Here is an 18,890-nt window from a genome sequence, read left to right as displayed (position 1 = left end):
ACCCTTCAAATACTTTTGCAGATTCAGGCTTTATGTTATTTGGAATCCTATTTCTTATCGTTTTGACCTTGTTTTTGATAAGAGAAAACATGTATATATTGCTATTTCACAACTTACTACGAAAACATCTATTCTTATTAAGAATTAATAAAAACAAAGTTCTGATTTTTCAATTTTGTTCTGTAGTTTTGCAGGAAATTAATTAATTAATTTAAATCGTATATGAATATTTTTACTTACAAGTCAATAAAAAAGGATACTCTGAGTTTTTATTTATTATTATTTTTTACTGCTTTATCTACATCAATTAGTTATGCACAGAGCGCTAAAGGTTCTATTTCAGGAATTGTAAAAGATACAACAGGAAAACCCGTAGAGTATATTTTGGTAACTCTTAAAAAGGGCAATAAAAGTTCTGAGACAGATAAAAATGGTGCGTTTATTTTAAAAAATGTACCTGAAGGGAATATTACCATAGTGATTCAGGCACTAGGATATATTACAGTCGAAAAAAATGTAGAAGTGAAATCCGGAGAAACTACTGCAATTTCTGATATAACATTAAAAGAAAGCCAAAGTCAACTGGATGAAGTAACCATATATAATAATAATAAAAATAAATTTGCACGCAAGGAAAGCCAAAACATAGCACGCTTGCCAATTAAAAACATTGAAAATCCTCAGGTTTATACTATAGTTGGTAAAGATTTGATGAAAGAGCAGGTTGTTTTGGAACGTACAGATATATACAGAAATGTTCCCGGAGGAGTTCCTAATTATTCTGCAGGAGGATCTCAGGGATTAACCATGAGAGGTTTTACAAATACAAGCGGTATGCTTAATGGGATGAATACAAGTGCCGTTTATCCAATGAATACTGCAATTTTAGAACGTATCGAATTTCTTAAAGGACCGTCAGGTACTTTATTTGGTGGTAATAGAAATACTTCTTTTGGAGGGATTTATAATTATGTAACTAAAAAACCTTATGAAAATTTTGGAGGAGAAGTTGGTTTTGTTGGAGGAAGTTTTAACTTCTCAAGAGTTACCGCAGATGTAAATACACCATTGAACAAAGAAAAAACAGCCTTGTTAAGATTAAATGTTGCAGGACAATCTGAAGGTTCTTTTCAAGATCAGGGCTATGCTAAAAACTATGTCTTTGCACCTTCCTTCTCTTATCAGGTATCTGATAGATTAAAATTTTCTGTAGATGTAGATATTACAAGAAGTGCTTATACAATGACAACTATTTCTATAGGTTCTTTAGCTAATGTTAAAGCAAGAAGCTTTAAGGATTTGAAATTAGATTATGAACGTTCGTATGCAAATAATGATGTAGATGCAGAAATTGGTGTTAATAATTTAGGGGCACAAATAGACTACAAAATATCGGATCAATGGAAGTCTGAAACAAAGTTTTTGAGTTCAGTTGGGTATTACAAGCATTTACTTTGGACAACTTTGAATGTTTTAACGGATGAAACAGTAGCAAGAGTTATTAGAAATCAGACTCCTGAAACATTTGGAAACATTCAATTACAACAGAATTTTACCAGAGACTTTAAAATTGGAACGCTTAGAAACAGAATGTTAATTGGACTGGATTATAATAATAACTATAATGAGTTAAACCGTGTAGTTAATTTAACTTACGATACAATTAACATTAATGGTCCTTTTAATGATTTTAATTCTGAAAAAATTAATGATCTTTCCTATGCAAAAGGTTTTGCCGCTTCTACTTCTAAATCACAAAATTATGGTTTATATGTTTCAGATGTAATTAATTTTACTCCATCATTAATGGCAATGCTAAGTTTGCGTGTGGACAGATATTCAACAAAAGGTTCTTACGATTTAAAAACAGGAACTTATGCTAAAGGTGGAGAATATGAACAAACGTCTCTATCTCCTAAAATAGGATTGGTATATCAGCCAGTGATAGATAAGATATCAATTTTTGCTAACTATATGAATGGATTTGTAAATTTAGCACCTGCACAGACATCTGCAAATCCTGAAATGACAAATTTGAAACCTCAGTACGGTACACAATGGGAAACGGGAGTAAAATTAGATATTATAGAAAATAAATTAAGTGCTACGATAAGTTATTATAATATTTCGGTAACAAATTCTACTTACAGAGATGCTGCAACAACCTACACCGTTCAGGATGGAACTCAAAGCAGCAAAGGATTTGATGTAGAAATTATTGCTAATCCTATTGCAGGATTGAATATAGTGGCCGGATATGCAAATAACAAAAATGAGTACACAAAAGCCAGTCCTGCTTTAGAAGGAAAATCGCTTCCGGCCAGCCCTGAAAATGTAGCAAATATCTGGGCCAGTTACACTCTGACTCGAGGAAGCGGGAAAGGTCTTGGTCTTGGCGTTGGAGTGAATTATGTAAGTGAATCCTGGTTTGAAACAACGAATGTGTTTGAGCTTCCATCGTATACCTTATTAAGTAATGCGATATTTTACGATCAGCCTAAATACAGAATTTCATTAAAAGGAAACAACCTGTTGAATGAAAAGTATTGGAATCCTACAGGAATGCCTCAAAAACCATTAAACTTTTTAGTAGGTATTACTTTTAAATTTTAAATTGAGACTTTTTGTTTAGAAACAAAAAACATTAGGTAGTCATTCCTTAAAAACCACTATTTTAATCGAAATTTAAAATAGTGGTTTTGTTTTTAGTTAAAAAGTTGAACAATAATTATAACCAAAAAATAATTTATCTTTAATTTGATTAAATCTGAGTTTTAGATTGTATGCAATTCCTCCCAATAGTGCATTTATGAACATCTCCAGCCACTCCTTTAAGAAAATTTAGTCCTAAAAAATGATTCTTTCAAGTGTGAGATTATAGGTTTAATAGCATCTTTTACTTTAATTTTTTCTAGCTGCTTCTTGCTTGTATTTTGTTTTTTCTTTATTGTTTTTTGGTAATGAAACAAGTTAAATCAGCCACTTAAAGATGAAAATATTAATATTGATGATTTTTAGAGAAAGTAAAATGATGTAAACATTTTATTTTTAATTATCAAGCCTCAGGATTATTCTTAGCTATTTTAGATAAAATTTCGAATACAAAATTTTAAAAGTAAAATTCTTATAATTTAATGTTTTTTAAACTTAATTAAAAATTTGAACCTATCACCAAAACCAAAAGGTTAACTCAAACGTATCTATAAAAAACGATAATCTTTAATGTAAAATTCAATTCACTGGAAACGTTTTTGGAAAAACATTGATTCTTATGTTATTTATGATTATCGTTTTTTATTCTTTATTCAAAATAAATCCCAAAAAAGTACAAACTGTAACCGAAATGCAAAAAATAACAATAAATTTCTTATTTACTCATAATAACCAAAAATGATATTTATATTTACTTATAAATTGAAATTAATTAAATTTGGATTTTTTAAATAAAGCGTACAGTTATAATTTTGAAGGAATTACTAATGAAGTTTACCAGTTTCGATTCATTAGTATAGGAATACAGGAAATAACCAAAATTGTTTCTATTTCGCCTATAAATAAAAACCTGAATTGGTACAGCGTAGGTTTTGGAAACTTAGAAAATTATGAAGATGGAATCACTGTTAATGATCTTGCCGAAATTAACAATAATGATTATGATGAAGTCTTAGCCACAGTATTTATGTGCATACTTCATTTTTTCATATCCAATCCTGATCATACTATTTTATTTTTTGGAAATACGCTACACAAACATCGTTTGTACAAACAAAAGATTTCATCTAACATTATTATTCTAAAACAATATTTGGAGATTTCAGGAGGCAAAACAGAAGAGCAAATAAAGCTTATAGAAAAAAAACAAACGATTACACGAAAAGGAAAAGAACACGAAAGGACTATTCGCGAAAAAGACCTGACATCACTCAGTAAGAGTGTTGAAATAAAAAGCATTGAAAAATACAACGCAGCTAAAACATCGGACTATCAATTTGTTTTGTTTAAGTTAAAAAAAGACCTATGATTATTGAAGTAATAAAAAAATAGTATATTTGTAACATCATGGAAGTAAAACAATTAAGAGATCTAGTAGAAAAACAAATAGAAAAATCTACTAACTTTTGGGCCGGTCGTCCTAAAATGACTATCCAGGAGTTAGAAGCCGTAGAGAAATTTGCCAAAGAAAAAGGCAGGCTTTTCGAAAAAGTTTTTGATTCTCCTGAAAAAATAGAAAAAATAAACAAAATGCAAAATAGCGCATTATAATTGATATTTTAATTCAAAAAAAATTAACCATCTAAGAAATTAGGTGGTTTTTTTATGTCTTATTTTCTTCGATAGAATACTCATTTTTTTGTCTCTCATTGACCATCTTGGTAAATATTTAACTCTTCTCTACTCCTCTTTACTAACAATGGGTCTTATACAAGCGAAGATTCGATTACATTGATACCGGCATAATTTTGTAAAGCATATCGAAAATTATATAAAAAAAAGTCTGTATTTGTTTGTCAATTTGTAAAAAACGAATGACATCATGAAAACTTTTTTACGCAATAACGGCTTAGGTATCTGCTTTTTAGTATTATTTATTGGAACATTATTCGGACAGATCGTATTTGGTTTTAAAGAACATAATAAAGAGCTTATAGATGAAGGCAGTACTGCCATCCAGCTTTCGTCCTATCTTGTCTCTGGTCATTTTATTCAATCGACTTTTGAAAATTGGGAAAGTGAATTTCTACAAATGTCCCTGTTTGTTGTATTTACTATTTTTTTAATGCAGAAAGGATCTTCCGAGTCAAAAGATCCCGATAAAGACGAAGAAGTCGACAGACAACCCTCACCCACCCGAAAAGACGCGCCATGGCCTGTAAAAAAAGGCGGATGGATTCTTGAAGTTTACAAACATTCTCTGACTATTGTTTTGTTTTTGCTGTTTACAGCCTCATTTATAGCTCATTTTTATGGGAGCCTTAAAGACGAAAATGAACAATTGGCATTAAAAGGAATGCCTTTAGAATCCAGTGCTGATTATATTGGGGATTCCAGGTTTTGGTATGAATCTTTTCAGAACTGGCAAAGCGAATTTCTTTCTGTTTTTGTTATTGTTGTGCTTTCTATCTATTTACGCCAAATCGGATCTTCACAATCAAAACCCGTAGATGCTCCTCACATGGAAACTGGAGAATAACGATTGAGCAAACTTTTACAATAAACCTGCTATAATAAACAATACTTTTTAAGTAATGGTAATTGTACAACGTTTCAAATTAATCATATAAATACATCATTGCTTTATAATTTACATTTGAAATAATCGGAAATATCACTTTATAAATAACTCATTATAAGATATTAATAATAAAAACTTAAGAGATACCTGTAAACTTTCAAACATTTAATCAAAAGATTTATTACATGAAAAATTTTCAAGACGATAAACAACGTGATTTGTCCATAAACAAATCAGACGGAACCAACAAGTTCCTGACCACAGATCAGGGTGTACGCATTAATGATGATAATAATTCACTGAAAGCAGGCGAGCGCGGACCTTCTTTACTGGAAGACTTCATTTTAAGAGAAAAAATAACCCATTTTGACCACGAAAGAATTCCGGAACGCGTAGTACATGCACGTGGTTCAGGAGCGCATGGTTTTTTTGAAGTGACAAATCCCATTCCAGAATTAACAAAAGCTGGATTCTTACAGGAAACAGGACAAAAAACTCCCGTTTTTGCAAGATTTTCTACAGTTGCCGGTTCACGCGGATCTACAGATCTTGCCAGAGATGTTAGGGGATTTGCGGTTAAATTTTATACCCAGGAAGGAGTTTATGATCTGGTTGGTAACAATATTCCTGTTTTTTTTATTCAGGATGCTTCAAAATTCCCGGATTTGGTTCATGCAGTAAAACCTGAACCACATAACGAAATGCCACAAGCAGCCTCTGCACATGATACTTTTTGGGATTTTATTTCGCTTATGCCGGAATCTATGCACATGATTATGTGGACAATGTCTGATCGTGCGATTCCGAGAAGTTATCGTATGATGGAAGGATTTGGTGTTCACACATTCAGATTGATTAACGAAGCTAATGAATCTACTTTTGTAAAATTTCACTGGAAACCAAAATTAGGAACTCACGCCGTAGTCTGGGATGAGGCACAAAAAATTTCAGGTAAGAATCCGGATTTTCACAGAGAAGATTTATGGCAAGCTATAGAAATGGGTAATTTTCCTGAATGGGAATTAGGTGTACAAATAATACCTTCAGAGGATGAAGACAAATATGAATTTGATTTACTTGATCCAACAAAAATTGTTCCGGAAGAATTAGTTCCGGTTACTATAATTGGAAAAATGACATTGAACAAAAATCCGGATAATTTCTTTGCAGAAACAGAGCAGATTGCTTTTCACCCTGGGCATGTTGTTCCGGGTATTGATTTCTCTAACGACCCATTACTACAAGGAAGATTGTTCTCTTATACAGATACGCAGCTTACCCGATTAGGCGGGCCAAACTTTCATGAAATTCCAATTAACAGAAGTATTGCACCTGTTCACAATCATCAACGTGATGGATTTATGCGACAGGAAGTTAACAAAGGCCGGGTAAGTTATCATCCAAATTCACTTGGTGGCGGATGTCCTTATCAGGCACAAATTGCCGAAGGCGGTTTCTCCAGTTTTAATGAACGTATTGAAGCTCATAAAATAAGAGAAAGAAGTGAAAGCTTTGCTGATCACTTCGGTCAGGCAAAATTATTCTTTAACAGCCAGACCGATGTAGAAAAAAGCCATATTGTAAAGGCATTACGTTTTGAACTTGGCAAGGTAGAAACTACTGCAATCAGAGTTCGAATGTTGGGACTTCTTTCGCAGGTAGATGCTCAATTGGCAGAAAAAGTAGCATTAGGACTTGGGGCTTCTGTACCATCAACATTAGAATTCCCTGTTAATAAAGGAGTTTCACCAGAAAATGAAGGTGGAAATCAGGAGCCTAAAACGGTTGAATCATCTGTAAGTTCGTCTGATGCATTGAGTATGGTTAAAAATCCGACCAATTCACCTACAATCGAGTCACGAAAAATTGCTATCCTTTGTTCTGATGGAGTTTCTGAAGCATCAGTTTTAAATATGAAAAGTGCTCTTAAAAAACAAGGAGGCAAAGGATGTGTAATTGCACCACATTTAGGATCTGTTCTTACTGATTCTGACGGAGCTCTTGCCGCTGAATATAGTTTTCTCACAGCATCATCAGTTTTATTTGATGCGGTTTATGTTCCGCACGGAATAGGGCTGAATGCATTAGCAGAAAATGATGACGCTCTTGAATATCTTAATGATGCTTATAAACATTGCAAGATTATAGGTGCTGATGGAGAAGCATCTGAATTGCTTAGCGCAACAGCTTTTGCTTCGAAATTAACAAAAACCGATGCTGGAATTATTGTAACCACCGATGTTGGATCTGAAGCATTTGCCCAGGAATTTATCGCTGCAATGGGTATGCATCGTTTCTGGGATCGTGAACCCAACTTATATATTTAATTTAAAAAAAAATAAACATGAAAAATTCAGAAAAAGAAGGCCATACAAATGCTCCTCAAGCAAAAGCAAATCAAACAAAAGCTATAAAAGATAATGCAAAAATAAATATTGTTACACCTGCTTCAGATGCTGCAACAGAATTAAAAGAACTTTTTGTTGATAGTTTAAAAGATATTTACTGGGCTGAAAATGCACTGGTTGGTGCGCTTCCTAAAATGGCTGCCAATGCCAGTTCTCCGGGTCTTGCAAGTGCCATTTTAGAACATCTTGACATTACTGAACTTCAGGTAGAAAGACTAAAACAAGTTTTTGAACTTTTAGGTGAAAAAGCCGAAGGAAAAAAATGCGAAGCTATGGCCGGATTACTAAAAGAAGGTGACAGCATTCTTGAAGAAACAACGCCAGGACCTGTTAGAGATGCGGGTATTATTGCTGCTTCCCAAAAAATTGAGCATTATGAAATTGCAACATATGGAACCTTAGCTGCTTTTGCAAAAACGCTGGGAGAAAATGATGCCGTAAAACTATTAACACAAACATTAGCAGAAGAAAAAGAAGCTGACTGCATACTGAATGACGTTGCTTTGAATGTAGTAAATATTGTAGCAGCCGAATAATATTATCTTTTTAAGTATTTTCATTTTTACCAGAAAACATCTGTACCACGACAGATGTTTTTTGTATTATTATACTATTTAAATTTTCATTCTCTATGTATAAAACGGCTTTACATCCACTGGTCGATCATTCCAGCAGAATATTAATCCTGGGAACAATGCCCGGAGACCAATCTATTGCCAAACAACAATATTATGGAAATAAAGGAAATCATTTCTGGAGAATCCTATTTACTGTTTTTAACGAAAATTACAGCGAATCATACGATGATCGCAAAACATTTCTGAAAAAGCATAAAATTGCATTATGGAATGTTCTGGCATCATGCAACAGAGAAGGGAGTAGTGATTCGAAAATTAGTAATGAAACAATAAATGATTTTACAAATTTTCATATTCAATACCCAAATATTAAAAATGTATTTTTTGAAAGCAAATCAGCGGCTAAATTTTACCATAAATACCTTCAGCCTCAAACAGATTTATCTTATCACATTTTACCATCAACCAGTGGTTTAAATGCTGGATTATCGTTTAGTCAAAAAGTCGAAATGTGGACTGTTTTAGCAGCAACAGCAGATACTTTCGATTCTGTCTAATTAGCAATAAATGCTATTTTCACTAAAATGAAATTTATCATAGAGGTGAAATTCTAAGACTTTTGTTCGATAGAATTTCACCTTCGCTACTATTGTTGCCATGAATCTAATACAACCTTCACAAATCAACTGTATTATCATGCATTTTTAAATCTCAAAAATTCATAACTGTAAATTATGTAACTCTTATTGTTTTATTTGTAAGAAATTATTGTGATACACGTATATTTTTGCAACTATTAAATTATTTTTTTTAATTTAAAATCACAACTTTTAACCTACAAAAATCACAAATTAAATTATCGGCTATGATAGAAAATTTAAAAAATGCACAAAAGAGTATACTTAAGAGAATAACTTTATCAAATCAGGATACTGCCCAATATTATGATATGATTGTATTTTGTCATTTAAGATGGCATTTTGTTTATCAGCGTCCTCAACACATCATTAGCCGTATTTCTAAAACAATGAAAACTTTATTCATTGAAGAACCCCTATACAACAATGAAAGTAAAGAGTCCGGAAATCTTATTATTATCAATGAAATGTTGCATGTTTTACAGCCAAATGTAAAAGATATCGAATCGATTGCTGCAATCATTCCTGAATATGTAAAAAACAAAGATATTCCTGTTGGATGGTTTTATTCAGCTATTTTTTGCCCTTTATCAGAATGTATTGATTTTGAAACTATCGTTTATGATTGTATGGAGGAGCTTTCTTTTCTGAAAGGTGCCACAAAAAATGTAATAAATCAGGAAAAATATCTGATATCTAATGCTGACATTGTTTTTACGGGTGGAAAATCATTATATGAATTAAAAAAACAGTGGCACACAAATGTACATTGTTTTCCCAGTTCAGTCGATGAACCCCATTTTGCAAAGGCTTTAAACGGAATCAAAGTTGCTGATGATGTTGCCAATTTACAATCACCTATTGTAGGATATTATGGCGTCATCGATGAACGTATCGATTTTGCATTGCTTCATGAAACGGCTCTTAAACTACCCAATGTTTCTTTTGTAATGATTGGACCTTTATCCAAAATTGAGAAAAATGATCTCCCGCAAGAAGACAACATTCATTATTTAGGAATGAAATCTTACAACGAATTACCTCATTATCTAAAAGCATTTGATATTGCTATGATACCTTTTGCAGTGAATGATACAACAAAATATATTAGCCCTACCAAAACCCTGGAATATATGTCCGCCGGTAAACCCATTATTTCTACAAAAATTACAGATATAGTACACGATTATGGCATTTGTCTGAGCATGGTGGAATCTGCAGATGAATTTTATGAAGCCATTAAGTTTGCACTTGACAAAACAGATCGTTTTTCAATGGAACTGGAATACCACAAAATCCTCAAAAAAACATCATGGGATATTACTGCCGTTAAAATGAAATCAATTCTTAAAAATTTTGTAAATGGAACTGACAAAAACAATTACTGGAATCACATTTAGCGCATTCGGTTTCATTACATGCAGGGCATGTCAAGATGCCTGAAGAAGCAAAACAACATTGTGATTATCTAATTGTAGGATTACAGGCTGATCCGACTCTGACAGACCCAAAAAAAAAGCAAACTAACACAATCTGTAGTTGAACGTTATATACAGCTTAAAGGTTGTAAATTTGTAGATAAAATTATTCCGTATGCCACAGAACAGGATCTTCAGGGCATTCTTCAGACCTTTCCTACTGATGTAAGGATTCTGGGATACGAATAAAAGATAAAAATTTTACAGGGTGCGACTATTGCGAACAGAAGGGAATTAAACTCGTTTTCAACACACCCAATCATCGCTTTTCCAGTAGTGAACTTAGAAAAGAAGTATACGAATGTGAATGTTTAAAATTAGTATAAGATGATACATCCAGATACAGAAATACGTTTTATCAACAAAGAAAAAGCATATGGCGTAGTAGCAACAAAACTAATTCCAAAAGGTACTATTACCTGGGTTCAGGACGATTTAGACCAGATATTTTCGCGGGATGAGGCAGCTAATCTGAATCCTTTTATAAAAAAATACCTCGATACTTACTCTTTTATCAATAAATATGGAGAAATGGTATTATGCTGGGATAACGGAAAATTTGTAAACCATAGTTTTAAACCTAGCTGTTTTAGTACACCCTATGATTTTGAGATTGCTATCAGGGATATTTTTCCAGGTGAAGAACTGACGGACGATTACGGTTATCTTAATGTAGAAAAACCTTTTGATGTAATTGACGAGGGTACTGACAGAAAAAAAGTTTTCCCTAACGATATTGTTACCTTTCATAAAGAATGGGATGATCTTATTAAAGAAAATGCTCCAAAAGTTTTGGAAGTTGAACAGTTATTACTTGATTTAATTCCTAAAGAAACCTGGAATGAATTCGTAAATGCGGTTCATAATCCCGACCAAATGAAATCGATACTCGAATGTCATTATCCACATGATATTCAAATAAACAGCGCAACGTAATTTTTATGATTTGTTAAAAATCCAACTCTTCAAAGATTAATAATTAAGAACTAAAAATTATTTTTATGCCTTCAGAAATAGTTATTAAATGCAGTAAAGCAATTGTCGAAAAAGGATGGAATATCGCTTTTGCCGAAAGTGCCTCCGCCGGCAGAATGAGTGCAGAGTTTTCGATGACAGAAGATTCCGGAAAAATTTTGCGGGGAGGAATTGTTTGCTATGAAGTATTTGTGAAAGAACAGCTATTAAACGTTCCGCACAGTTTTATTGAAAAGCATACACCTGAATCTGCAGAAGTCACGCAAATACTGGCACAGCAGGCATCCAAAATATTCAATTCTAAAATAACAGTCGCCATTACAGGTCTTACAACTCCGGGTGGAAGTGAAACTATAGAAAAACCAGTTGGAACTATTTTTATATACATTATCACTCCTGATAAAAAAACCAATCATCAGGAAGTTTTTAACGGATCACCGGAAGAAATCATATTACAGGCAATTGATAAAACGGCCGAACTTATTATTGAAAGTTTATAGCAACTTTTAAACAAAAAAAAAGCTGGAAACTAAATTTAGTTTCCAGCTTTTTTTTGGCTGTTGAATGATTTTATTGTTCCTCTTCCTCAGAAGCTTCAAAATTGATATTATTGTAAGCCGCTTCGGTTAAAAGCGTATCAGCTTCTTTTTCTTCTTCTAAGGTTTGCTGCAATAATGCCAATGCATCTTGCTCGCCCAAAGTTTGTGCAAATGCTGCCAATGTCCCGTAGGTCGCTATTTCGTAATGCTCGATTTTTTGAGAGGCTGCTATAATTCCGGCGTCTCTTACAGGTCATTCCTGAGATTGATAAAAATGTATAAAAATAAAAATAGGATCAATGAACACATGGCAAACGAAAGAACTTTTTTGTCATGGATTCGAACCGGAATCGGAATTATGGTATTTGGTTTCGTAATCGTTAAATTTTCTTCGTTTGTGAATCAGCTGCCAGCTAGTTTTTTTCAGGATTCCACTATCCCAAAAAATGGTTTCACCATCTTTATCGGAATTGCTCTGGTTTTTACCGGAGCCCTTACCATACTCTTATCTTACTTCAAGTACAAGCAAACCCATAAACTGCTGCAAAAAGGAGAATATTTATATTCGACATTATTACTCACTATGCTAACGGTTGTTATTTTTCTTATGAGCATCATCATAATTACCTATTTGATAATAGCGGCATATCCTCTTACATTTCAATTAACGGATTAAGAAGCCCGTAATCAATTGATAATCTGAAAATTATATAATTAGAACTGAATGTTGTGTAAGTTTTTGGATACCAGCACCTGTACATTTACCATTATACAAATCTTAAAAAATTAAAATTATGGCTACTTCAAATCAAAAAAACAGCAGCACGGGTAGTGCAAAATCAACAGATAAAAAATCTGACACTAAAAAAGCCGACAATGCAGATAAAAAAGAAACTGCTTCTAAAAGCACTTCAAAATCTGCCATAGACGATAAGGCTTCAACTAAGAAAAAATAATTTTAAATCAAAGTACTATGAGTATAGAAGAACGAGAAAATTACAGCCAGGATGGCCAGTCTTTTCAAAATGACAACCAATACAGAGATAACGATTCAGTTTCTAATGTATTAGACGATTCAGTCAATGATGACGAAGAAAATATTTATAATCAGGAAGAAAATCCTGATGAGGATTATAAAGATTCTGATGATATAGATCGGGATGATTACGAAGAAGATTTGGATGAGGATTTGGATGAGGATTTGGATGAAGAAGACGAATTAGAAGAAGATGATGACGATATTAATGAAACTGATTCTGCCAATAGTCCGCGGGAATTTTAAATTTAAAAAATAAAATATCGTTTAAATTATTTTAAGCGATATTTTATTTTTTAATAATTACTAAAAATGACTTTCAGACGGGCTAAATTGTATAATTAATTATAAAAATAATATAAAACAAAAACTATATAAAGTACTTATTTTTAACATATTAACAACAATACTATTCATTTAAAATAAAATTCATAAAAAAATAGAATTATGGAAGCAAACACATTTACACCGACACAAATACAGAAAAAATCAAAACTTAAAACCAATGTGTCCACACTGGAAAGAATTGCAATGATTACAAGCGGAACTTATCTTTTGTATAAAGGTTTATCTGAAGAAAAGAAAAATATTGTAAAAATCGGTTCAGGAAGTACAATGCTTTTAAGAGGTTTATCAGGTTACTGTCCTATATATGATGCTGTTGATCATTTAAAAAACGATAAAGCATCAAATGTAAATATTCGAATTAACAGTATAATCAATAAGCCAATAAGTGAAGTTTATTCTTTTTGGAGAGATTTTGAAAATTTACCAAAGTTCATGAGTCATCTGGAATCCGTACGTCCGTTGAGTTACACTACTTCTAAATGGACGGCTAAAGGTCCCGGAGGAATTGGAAAATTAACCTGGGTTGCTGAAATTATAAAAGATGAAAAAGACCGTCTTATCAGTTGGAATTCCCTACCGGAATCTTCTGTTAAAAATGCCGGTAAAGTTGTTTTCAGACCAAGTGGAGAAGGTACAGAGATAATTGTTACTATTTCTTATCATGCCCCACTGGGAATTGCAGGAGAAGGTGCGGCAAAACTTCTTAACCCTTATTTCGAAAAAATCGTAAAAGATGACCTTATAAATTTTAAAACTTATTTAGAGTCTAATTGATTCTAATATTGTGTGCTTACTGAGTTTAAGTAGAAAAGCCTGTAATGCTCAAAATCATTACAGGCTTTTCTTGTAAACAGACAAAATGAATTATTTACCTGTACTGGTCGAATCCGTTCTTACTGATGTATTCCCTTTTTGTGTTGTACCCGCGGATCCTGAACCTGTCGATCCTTCGCCGGTAGCTCCTGTTGTGCCGGCTCCATTTGCACCTGATCTTTCTCCATTTTCTAAATCTGAATTCACGGAATCTGCCGGTAGCGGCGCTACACTATCAACAGTAGTCTGTGTCGAATCAGCTTCATTTGAATATTCTCCACTATTACCATCACTTTTTTTACACGATAGTAATAAAACTGCAGTAATGAACAGAAATGAAATTTTTGATTTGATTACCTTTTTCATAACATTTTTTTTAAATTTCTATAATTTCAAATGTAAAATCGCCATCAGCCAAATTCTTACATAATTTTAATTACATTTTACACAATTAAAAAACAAAGCATTCATAATCAGAAGATTATTTTAAAATAGCTTTTAAATCAAATCCAAAAACATGGGTATTATATAACAAAAAATAAAAATTATATAAATTCATATTTTAACTTCCTTATATTTTTATAAGAATTATTTTACCTGTTAATTTTAATGAATATGAAAAAACTGAATTTTGTCGTTATTTTAATCACTATTTTTTTATTCTTATAAATACGAATTGTTCTTCTCATTGTGATGATGAAGATTACACCAGAGATCAAAAAGAGGCAGTCGTGCTTGAAAAGGATTCACTAAAAGTGTTAATAGATTAATTGCATTCAATTTAAAAATCACTAAAATCTTTTTAAACCCAAACAACTCCATATCTATGAAAGAATTCTACCCTTTTATTACACATATATAATTGCTTGTCTATGCTCTTTTAAGCAGTCTATAATAACTGCATAAATAGTATAGTTGAAATCTACATTTTTTCTTAGAACATAATTTTAAATAATTATGAAAAAATAACTTTTCAATCAAAGCAATTATGAGATATAAAAACATTTTACAGATTGATGACGATTATGATGACTGCGATTTCTTTTTAGAAGCGCTCGAAGAAGTATCTGCTGCTGCCTACACGGCAATACATAATCCCGTTCAGGCATTACAGAAACTTGTTTGTAAAGAAATACATCCGGATCTGATTTTTCTTGATATTAATATGCCCGTAATGAACGGAATGGAATTATTAGTAGAAATGAACAGAAAAGAGCTCATAAAAAATATTCCTGTAATCATATTTTCTACCTCGATACCATCCGACATAGAAAATAAATTGCAAGGGTTGGGTGCAGTGGGTTATTATATTAAACCAAACGATTTTGGAACTATGAAAACAATTTTGAGAAACATCGTTTAATATTTTTTGACCAAAATCTGCATGTTAAAACTGGTTTTAATTCAAAACTCTAACTTCCAAATTGGTTTGCTTTTCAACAAAAAACACTTTATTTCAGTCTTACATTTTTTAAACGTATGCCTTACATAATTCCCATGTGAGCGTAAAAAGCTTAGTTTTATAGTAAATCACTGATTATCTTTGAGAAAACATCTGCCTCATGAAAGTCCCCGAAACCTTAGAAACCGAACATAAAACCACAACTTTTCCAATTGTTGGTATAGGAGCATCTGCCGGCGGACTGGATGCCTTTAAAAAATTAATCTCAGCAATATCTGCAGATTCAGGGATGGCTTATGTGCTTGTACAGCACTTGTCACCCGATCATCCCAGCAGCCTTACAGAAATCCTGTCACAATATTCACAAATTCCTGTACAAGAAATTATCAGTAATATAAATCTTGCACCTAATAATATCTACGTTATTCCCGAAAATAATCTTCTCATAGCAGAAGCAGGCACTTTAAAACTTAAACACAGAACACGGAGCGAAAGACGAAATAATACCATTGACATCTTTTTTGAATCTCTTGCAAATGTTCATAGAACTTTTGCTATTGGTGTTATACTTTCCGGAACCGGTTTTGATGGTACATTGGGATTCAAAAAAATAAAGGAACTGGGAGGCGCAACTCTAGCTCAGGACCCTGAAACGGCCGCTTTTAAAGGAATGCCTCAAAGCGCAATTGAAACTGATGCAGCAGATTATATTCTGGCACCCGAAAAAATTCCGTCCCAGTTACTGGAAATTCATAAAAGCTATATTACCAACTATGGCTATACCGAAGAAGAACATATTCCAAAAAATGATGAAGAAATTTTCTTTCAGATTATTAATCTTATTCTTTTAAGAACCGGTAACGATTTCAGGCATTATAAATATCCTACTATAAGACGTCGTATTGCCAGAAGAATGGTAACTACAGAAAGAAATACCATTGAAGATTATTATAACTTTTTGCGAAATAATAAAAATGAGCAGGATTTATTATTTAATGATTTTTTAATTCCTGTAACGTATTTCTTCAGAGACCAGGAAGCCTTTGAAAGTTTACCCAATATTGTTTACCCATCCTTAATCAGGAATATAACCAATAATAACCTAAGAATCTGGGTTGCCGGATGCTCTACAGGTGAAGAAGCATATTCTATAGCAATCAGCCTTCATGAATATCTTCTTCAAACGAATAATACAGACATAAAAATTCAGATTTTCGCATCGGATATATCTGAAAAAGGCATCACTAAAGCAAGATCCGGAACCTATTCTTATCAGGAAGTACAGCAAATATCAGCAGAGAGGCTTCATAATTATTTTACGAGAAGCGACGGTAACTACCATATCAATAAAGTAATTCGGGACATGTGCATTTTTGCCGTGCATAATTTTGTGAAGGATCCTGCTTTTGCCAAAATAGATTTGGTTACCTGCCGTAATGTACTTATCTATTTTGATTCTTATCTGCAAAATAAAGTTCTGGGAACTTTTCATTATTCCCTAAAAGATAATGGATTACTGTTTCTTGGAAAATCAGAATCAGTTACTAATTCTCATGATTTATTTGAAAATTTCGGAAAATTCGGAAAAATCTACACCCGCAAGTTTATAGCAGGCAGGTATGTGACAAAACTCTATAAACCAACCCAAAATAATCTACCGCAAAACAATATAACAGCTCAAATAAAAACTGCATCTGAAAACGATTTCAAAAAAATTGCATCTGAGATTTTATTTACAAAGTACACACCCATTAGTGTTATAATTGATCTGAATCAGGAAATTTTATATTTTCATGGCGATACAAGCCCATTTTTGCTTCCCTCTCCCGGAAAGCCTAATTTTAATATCTTAAAAATGGCCCGTGAGGGTCTTTGTTTTGAATTAAATAATGCAATCGCAAAAGTAAGAGAAGAGAAATTAAATATAAAAAAAGAAAATATTCAGATTAAAAACCAACCTTATCTCGTTTCTTTTGAAATGTTTTTGCTCCCAAATGACGATGAGCGTATTATGGTTATTTTTCATAAGATAATTGTGCCCGAAACAGATCCTGAAAAAAAAATACAGGAAAAAAATTCAGACCAAAAGCGTATTGAGGAACTTGAAAATGAATTATCACAATTGCACAGAGATATAAAAAAGGTAATTGAAGAACAGAAAATACTCTTAGAGGAATTACAGACTACTAATGAAGAATTATTGAGCAGTGGAGAAGAATTGCAGGCACTGAATGAAGAACTGGAAACCTCGACTGAGGAACTTCAGTCAAACAATGAAGAATTGGTATGTGTCAATGATGAGCTTATCGATCGTCAGAAACAGCTTATTTCCCTAAGAAATTATTCTGAATCAATTGTTAAAACCATTCACGAGCCATTACTAATTGTAAACAAGGACTTTATCATCAAAAGTGCCAATCCGGCATTTTACAAATACTTTAATACAAGCGAAAAGGCTACTGAGGCTTATAGTCTCTTTGAAATTGGAAATTGTCAATGGGACATTTCTGAATTGAGGGAACAATTAATGAAAATAGACACACAATTTTCTATAGAAAATTTACAAATAGACACAATCTGCCCTGATATTGGTAAAAAAACAATGATTGTAAATGCACGCCTTATAATCGATTCAACACCAGAAGGGATGATCCTTCTGGCTCTCGAAGATATTACAGATTTAGTAGCTACAAATGAATTATTGACGAATAAAAATATCGAATTACAAACACAAAATGAACAGCTGGAGGCTTTTACTTCTGCAGCCAGTCATGATTTACAGGAACCACTCCGAAAAATTCATATGTTTTGCAAAAGGGTTTTTGAAAACGAATCAGGTTTAAGCGAATCAGGAAAACACAATCTCGAGCGTGTTCTTTTTTCTGTAAGCAATATGAGTAGTTTAATTACCGATCTTATTAATTACTCAAGAATAAGCTTTATAAAAAAAGAGTATAAAAAAACAGATCTGAATGTCGTTTTGAAAAAAACAATTGCAGATATTAAAGACAATATTTTAGAAAAAAAAGCCGTAATCACTATTTTTCCCTCTCCTCAATTAAATATCATTCCCTATCAGATTCAGCAGCTTTTTACAAATTTAATTCTGAACGCTATCAAATATTCCAAAGAAGACATAATACCCGAAATCAAAATTGAAACACTAGACCCTTCACTTGATGAAATACTGGAAATTGGTGGAAAAACAGACATAAATTATGTAAAGATTTGTATCAGCGATAATGGTATTGGCTTTAGTCAGGAATATGCGTCTAAAATTTTTAATCCTTTCTTTAGATTGCATAATAGCGATAAATATCACGGAAGCGGTCTGGGGTTAACGCTGGTTAAAAAAATTGTTGACAATCATGAAGGATTTATAAAAGTATCCAGTAAAATAAATCAGGGAACAACTTTCTATATTTATTTACCGTTATAAAAA

17 protein-coding genes and 2 pseudogenes are annotated in these 18,890 nt (G+C 32.5%); 17 read left to right on the top strand and 2 right to left on the bottom strand.

Annotated elements, in window-relative coordinates; all coding sequences use genetic code 11:
• The first annotated feature begins 222 nt into the window (after positions 1-222).
• The 11 genes and pseudogenes from JE46_RS00255 to JE46_RS00210 all read left to right on the top strand — a co-directional run bounded on the left by JE46_RS00255 (position 223) and on the right by JE46_RS00210 (position 11,810).
• Positions 223-2,613: a TonB-dependent receptor gene (locus JE46_RS00255; RefSeq protein ID WP_035136351.1), complete on the top strand. Its 2,391-nt coding sequence runs from the start codon at positions 223-225 to the stop codon at positions 2,611-2,613.
• Positions 2,614-3,430: 817 nt separating this feature from the next.
• Entirely contained in the window at positions 3,431-4,021 is a 591-nt protein-coding gene (locus JE46_RS00250) for a DUF6934 family protein (RefSeq protein WP_031453239.1), read from the top strand.
• Positions 4,022-4,059: 38 nt separating this feature from the next.
• Entirely contained in the window at positions 4,060-4,263 is a 204-nt protein-coding gene (locus tag JE46_RS00245; RefSeq protein ID WP_031453238.1) for a hypothetical protein, read from the top strand.
• 271 nt (positions 4,264-4,534) lie between these two features.
• Complete coding sequence (locus tag JE46_RS00240; RefSeq protein ID WP_031453237.1) at positions 4,535-5,191, top strand: DUF6766 family protein; 657 nt, start codon at positions 4,535-4,537, stop codon at positions 5,189-5,191.
• 227 nt (positions 5,192-5,418) lie between these two features.
• Positions 5,419-7,560, top strand: coding sequence for a catalase (locus tag JE46_RS00235; RefSeq protein WP_031453236.1), 2,142 nt, complete (start codon positions 5,419-5,421; stop codon positions 7,558-7,560).
• Positions 7,561-7,577: 17 nt separating this feature from the next.
• Complete coding sequence (locus JE46_RS00230) at positions 7,578-8,177, top strand: YciE/YciF ferroxidase family protein (RefSeq protein WP_031453235.1); 600 nt, start codon at positions 7,578-7,580, stop codon at positions 8,175-8,177.
• A 95-nt stretch (positions 8,178-8,272) separates the two neighbouring features.
• The gene (locus JE46_RS00225; protein WP_031453234.1) at positions 8,273-8,776 is read left to right on the top strand and encodes a DNA-deoxyinosine glycosylase; all 504 of its coding nucleotides are present in this window, start codon (positions 8,273-8,275) and stop codon (positions 8,774-8,776) included.
• Positions 8,777-9,084: 308 nt separating this feature from the next.
• Entirely contained in the window at positions 9,085-10,257 is a 1,173-nt protein-coding gene (locus JE46_RS00220) for a glycosyltransferase (RefSeq protein ID WP_051872757.1), read from the top strand.
• Positions 10,220-10,661: pseudogene (locus JE46_RS23775) on the top strand (adenylyltransferase/cytidyltransferase family protein). The gene JE46_RS00220 and the pseudogene JE46_RS23775 overlap by 38 nt, the downstream one beginning before the upstream one ends.
• A gap of 1 nt (position 10,662) precedes the next feature.
• Positions 10,663-11,271: an SET domain-containing protein gene (locus JE46_RS00215; protein WP_031453232.1), complete on the top strand. Its 609-nt coding sequence runs from the start codon at positions 10,663-10,665 to the stop codon at positions 11,269-11,271.
• A gap of 65 nt (positions 11,272-11,336) precedes the next feature.
• Complete coding sequence (locus tag JE46_RS00210; RefSeq protein WP_031453231.1) at positions 11,337-11,810, top strand: CinA family protein; 474 nt, start codon at positions 11,337-11,339, stop codon at positions 11,808-11,810.
• Positions 11,811-11,880: 70 nt separating this feature from the next.
• On the opposite strand, the pseudogene JE46_RS00205 reads toward JE46_RS00210, so the two are convergent.
• Positions 11,881-12,102: pseudogene (locus JE46_RS00205) on the bottom strand (YciE/YciF ferroxidase family protein); the annotation flags it as partial.
• A 21-nt stretch (positions 12,103-12,123) separates the two neighbouring features.
• Between JE46_RS00205 and JE46_RS00200 the strand changes: the two are divergent.
• The 4 genes from JE46_RS00200 (at position 12,124) to JE46_RS00190 (ending at position 14,007) form a co-directional block, all read left to right on the top strand.
• Entirely contained in the window at positions 12,124-12,525 is a 402-nt protein-coding gene (locus JE46_RS00200; RefSeq protein WP_031453230.1) for a YidH family protein, read from the top strand.
• Between the two features lie 118 nt (positions 12,526-12,643).
• Entirely contained in the window at positions 12,644-12,805 is a 162-nt protein-coding gene (locus JE46_RS23960) for a hypothetical protein (RefSeq protein WP_157505822.1), read from the top strand.
• A 17-nt stretch (positions 12,806-12,822) separates the two neighbouring features.
• Positions 12,823-13,131: a hypothetical protein gene (locus JE46_RS00195; protein WP_031453229.1), complete on the top strand. Its 309-nt coding sequence runs from the start codon at positions 12,823-12,825 to the stop codon at positions 13,129-13,131.
• Between the two features lie 201 nt (positions 13,132-13,332).
• On the top strand, positions 13,333-14,007 hold the full coding sequence (locus tag JE46_RS00190; protein ID WP_031453228.1) for an SRPBCC family protein: 675 nt from the start codon (positions 13,333-13,335) through the stop codon (positions 14,005-14,007).
• 90 nt (positions 14,008-14,097) lie between these two features.
• Here the strand turns inward: JE46_RS00190 and JE46_RS00185 are convergent, their stop codons facing one another.
• A complete protein-coding gene (locus JE46_RS00185) occupies positions 14,098-14,412 on the bottom strand; it encodes a hypothetical protein (protein WP_031453227.1) in 315 nt (104 codons plus the stop codon).
• Between the two features lie 622 nt (positions 14,413-15,034).
• On the opposite strand from JE46_RS00185, the gene JE46_RS00180 reads away from it, so the two are divergent.
• Positions 15,035-15,409, top strand: a complete 375-nt coding sequence (locus tag JE46_RS00180; protein ID WP_035136350.1) for a response regulator — start codon at positions 15,035-15,037, stop codon at positions 15,407-15,409.
• A 199-nt stretch (positions 15,410-15,608) separates the two neighbouring features.
• Complete coding sequence (locus JE46_RS00175; protein ID WP_051872756.1) at positions 15,609-18,887, top strand: CheR family methyltransferase; 3,279 nt, start codon at positions 15,609-15,611, stop codon at positions 18,885-18,887.
• Positions 18,888-18,890: the final 3 nt, after the last annotated feature.

The sequence above is a fragment of the Flavobacterium chungangense LMG 26729 genome, from assembly GCF_000735715.2.
Classification (GTDB): Bacteria; Bacteroidota; Bacteroidia; order Flavobacteriales; family Flavobacteriaceae; genus Flavobacterium; species Flavobacterium chungangense.
This window is presented reverse-complemented; position numbering and strand designations above follow the sequence as displayed.